The 3,846-nt window shown below is 32.3% G+C and carries 3 protein-coding genes; all 3 read left to right on the forward strand.

Features of this window, described 5'->3' with window-relative positions; genetic code table 11:
* The first annotated feature begins 293 nt into the window (after positions 1 to 293).
* The 3 genes from HMPREF9144_RS06050 to fmt are packed head-to-tail and all read left to right on the forward strand — an operon-like array spanning position 294 to position 3,809.
* Entirely contained in the window at positions 294 to 863 is a 570-nt protein-coding gene (locus tag HMPREF9144_RS06050) for an L-threonylcarbamoyladenylate synthase (protein WP_006045032.1), read from the forward strand.
* Between the two features lie 58 nt (positions 864 to 921).
* Positions 922 to 2,718 (forward strand): chloride channel protein, encoded by a 1,797-nt coding sequence (locus HMPREF9144_RS06055; protein WP_006045033.1) that lies wholly within the window; start codon positions 922 to 924, stop codon positions 2,716 to 2,718.
* Positions 2,719 to 2,759: 41 nt separating this feature from the next.
* Positions 2,760 to 3,809 (forward strand): methionyl-tRNA formyltransferase, encoded by a 1,050-nt coding sequence (fmt, locus tag HMPREF9144_RS06060; protein ID WP_006045034.1) that lies wholly within the window; start codon positions 2,760 to 2,762, stop codon positions 3,807 to 3,809.
* Positions 3,810 to 3,846 lie beyond the last annotated feature (37 nt).

The raw sequence follows: 3,846 nt of genomic DNA on the forward strand, positions 1-3,846 counted from the left end.
CCTGAAAATTTAGAATAAGAAAATAAAAATTTATAATAAGATTTTTTTATTTTGTAATTACAAATCATTTGTATTTTAATTAAAAAAATTGCTCCTTCCTCTCAGTAATAAATTTTAGCAGAAACTAACGAGAGAATACTAAGAAAAAAATACTAGTATCTATAGACTTTTGCCAACTGTCCAACTATTGTTTTACTATATAGTTTATAATAAAACAACAAGTTTTTTCCTTCATAGATTTGTATTTTCATTTTTTTTCTCTAATTTTGTATTCGGCAATTAACGATATAAAAATGACACAACAAGAAGATATTCAAAAAGCTGTAGAAGTGATGCGAAAAGGTGGAATAATACTATATCCAACCGATACAGTATGGGGAATAGGTTGCGATGCAACAAATTCTGAAGCCGTAGCAAAAATATATAAAATAAAACACCGTGATGATTCTAAAGCCTTAGTTTGTCTTGTAGATTCAGACGCACGATTACAAAAATATGTGCGTAATGTTCCTGAAGTTGCATGGCAACTTATAGATGCAGTGGTAAAACCAACAACATTAATATTAGATGGTGCCGTAAATCTTGCACCAAATCTTATAGCAGAAGATGGTTCTATAGGAATAAGAATAACAAACGAACCTTTTTCAAAAGAATTATGTTATCGTTTCCAGAAAGCAATAGTTAGTACATCTGTTAATATTAGCGGAGAACCTGCAGCACAAAATTTCTGTGATATTTCAGAAGAATTATTATCCTCTGTTGATTATGTATGTTTTTCTCGACGCCAAGAACATAAACCGCATCAACCATCTACCATAATAAAGATAGGAATGACGGGAGAAATAAATATAATCAGAAAATAGTTTAAACAACAACAACTTTTCTATACCCCATATACAATATAAAAGTGGTTTCCAAAAAATGGTAGATAAAGAAAGCAACAATATAATAAGTAGTATTGACAATTGGCGCAAGAAAAATATTTCCGATTGTCAGTTTGTACTAATATTAGCATTTATTGTAGGATTTCTAGCAGCTGTGGCAGCATATATTCTCCATTTTATAATTGAAGAAATAGAAACTCTTATTACTTCAGGTTTTCGCATAACCACTATTAACTGGCTATACCTTCTTTACCCAGTTATTGGTATTTGGCTAACAAGTTTGTTTGTAAAGTATATTGTTCGCGACCAAATTTCACATGGCATTACACGTGTATTATATGCCATTTCAACAAAACGGTCTAAATTAAAAGCACATAATACCTGGACTTCTATCGTTGCATCAGCAATTACTATCGGATTTGGAGGTTCTGTTGGAGCTGAAGCTCCTATTGTTTTAACAGGATCGGCAATTGGAAGTAACTTAGGAAGACTCTTCAATATGGATCGCCGAACATTAATGTTGTTAGTTGGTTGTGGAGCAACAGCAGCGGTTTCGGGTATTTTTAAAGCTCCTATAGCAGGATTAGTTTTCACTTTAGAGATTTTAATGGTAGATCTTACTATGGCTTCTCTATTACCTATCCTAATAGCTTCGGTTACTGCAACTTGTTTTTCTTACTTCTTTACTGGTGGAGAACCTATGTATAACTTTAAGATAGACTATTTATGGAGTCTTAGTAAGGTTCCACCAACTATCCTTTTAGGTGTTTGTTGTGGTTTTCTCTCACTTTATTTTATGCGTGTTATGTCTTGGTGCGAAGATAAATATGCAAGTTTATCTAAGCATCCTTATTTAAAACTAATGGCAGGAGGGCTCGTTTTATCATCATTAATATTTTTGTTTCCATCATTATATGGAGAAGGTTATAATAGCTTAAGAATTTTTATAGAAGGTAATTCTGCAACCGATTGGGATAAAGTGTTGCAAGGTTCTATGTTTGCAGGACAAACAAAATTCTTAATTCTATATGTAGGATTAGTAGCACTAACAAAAGTATTTGCAACTAGTGCCACTAATGGTGCTGGAGGGTGTGGCGGAACATTTGCACCATCATTATTTATAGGTGGGTTTGGCGGATTTTTCTTTGCACGCCTTTGGAATATACAACAAATTGGCGAGTATATTCCTGAAAAGAATTTTACCCTTTATGGAATGGCAGCTGTAATGGCAGCTGTAATGCACGCACCTTTAACAGGAGTATTTCTAATTGCAGAGCTTACTGGTGGATATCATCTTTTTATTCCACTAATTATAGTAACTATTAGTTCGTATCTTACAATAAATATATTTGAACAACATAGTATATATGCAGTACGTTTGGCACGACAAGGAAAACTTTTAACACATCATACAGATAAAGCGGTAATGACAATGATGAATATGAAAAACATTATTGATCGCGATTATACTTCTGTAGATCCAAATATGAATATGGGAAAACTGGTTCATGCTATTAGTTCAAGTCGCAACGATTATATTCCAGTCCTTAATGATGGTGGTATTTTATTAGGAGAAATTGATATAACAAAACTTCGACATATAATTTTCCGTACAGAATTATACCATCGCTTTTCGGTAGAACAATTAATGACTCCACCTCCAGCTACAATTGGAGTAAATGATCCTATGGAAAGTGTTATGAAAGTGTTTGAAAAAACAGGAGCACAAGTACTTCCTGTTGTGGAAATTGATAGAAGACTCGTTGGTTATATATCTCGTGCGCGACTTTATAATATGTATCGCCAATTAGTTGCCGACTTTAGTGAGGAATAATAAAAAAAAAGATAGCATAATTATATTCAAAAAAATATTGTATGGATAAGAAGGAACTCAGAATTGTCTTTATGGGTACTCCAGAGTTTGCTGTAGAATCGTTGAAAGCTTTGGTAGAAAATGGTTATAATATAGTAGGTGTTGTAACTCAACCAGATAAACCTGTAGGACGTCATCAGGAAAAACTTCAACCTTCTCCTATAAAAAAATATGCTGAAACTGTAGGATTACAGGTTTTACAGCCATCTAAAATGAAAGATGCTGAATTTATTGAGAAATTACGTGGTTTAAAAGCAGATTTACAAGTTGTTGTTGCGTTTCGTATGTTACCAGAAATAGTTTGGTCAATGCCACGTTTTGGAACTTTCAATATCCATGCAGCATTATTGCCACAATATCGTGGTGCAGCTCCTATAAATTGGGCTGTTATAAATGGAGAAACCGAGACAGGAGTAACATCTTTTTTCCTCGATAAGAATATTGATACTGGACGGATTATTAAACAAAAGAATTTCATAATTCCAGAAGATGTAGATGTTGAATATGTATATAATGGATTAATGAAATTAGGTGCACAATTGACTATAGAAACAATTGAACTTTTATGCACAAAGATTTCAGAAAATTTTAATGCAAACGAAGTTTTAACCGCTGAGAAAATATTAATTGTTTTAAACAATATAACGAAAGCACAACAAGAACCGGACGATTTGCATTATGCACCAAAGATATTTAATGAAACGTGTGAGATAGATTGGAATAAAAACTCTAACACCATTTATAATTTCGTTCGTGGACTTTCACCCTATCCTGGAGCATGGTCTAAGATGATTTTATTAGATAAAAAATTGTCTTCGGCAAAAGACACAAAAGAAATGGTCTTGAAGATTTTTAAAATGTCTAAAACTAATAAACCAGTAATAGGAAAGCCAGGAACTTTTTTCATTGAAAATAAAACAATATATATTAACTCTAACGATTTTCTATTAGAACTAAAGGAATTACAACTCTCAGGAAAGAAACGAATGGACAGCATTTCGTTTCTAAATGGATTCAAACAGATTGCAAATTATAAATTAGAAACAAAATAATACTAAAATATTAATTAGTAATTAATAGAATTAATCG

Origin of the sequence: Prevotella pallens ATCC 700821, assembly GCF_000220255.1 — a bacterium.
Classification (GTDB): Bacteria; Bacteroidota; Bacteroidia; order Bacteroidales; family Bacteroidaceae; genus Prevotella; species Prevotella pallens.